This is a genomic window from Gluconobacter sp. P1D12_c (genome assembly GCF_018812105.1).
Taxonomy (GTDB): Bacteria; Pseudomonadota; Alphaproteobacteria; order Acetobacterales; family Acetobacteraceae; genus Gluconobacter; species Gluconobacter oxydans_A.
In genome coordinates this window covers 1-364 of sequence record NZ_JACSIQ010000843.1, presented here as the reverse complement: position 1 = coordinate 364, position 364 = coordinate 1, and the positions used below count along the sequence as shown (strand labels likewise).

Sequence of the window (364 nt, the reverse complement as noted above, 5' to 3'; positions counted from 1 at the left end):
TCCTGCCGCTTYGCTTTCGTGAACTTCAGCGTCCAGCGCGCATGGCGATCCTTGTGGGACAATTTGGATGGCTTGTCCTGCCAGTCTTCAGGAATACGCCCTGCCCGGAGGTCGGCTTTCTCGGTGTTGGTATTGCGCTGCTTTGGAGCSGCYACCAGYGTKGCATCCAGGATCTGGCCYGACATCGGCARATACCCGGCGTTACGCAGGGTCGCATCAAAGCGGTTGAACAGCCCATCGATCGCACTCGCCTGGGTCAGACGCTCGCGAAACAGCCAGACCGTTTTGGCATCGGGCACGCGATCTGACAGCCCCAGACCAAGAAAACACATGAAGGACAGGCGGTCATTGATCAGATACTCTG

1 protein-coding gene is annotated in these 364 nt (G+C 58.3%); it reads right to left on the bottom strand.

The features are described from left to right. Positions 1 to 364 (bottom strand): transposase (locus KP705_RS19460; RefSeq protein WP_215765501.1); only part of this gene is annotated, 364 nt, incomplete at both ends.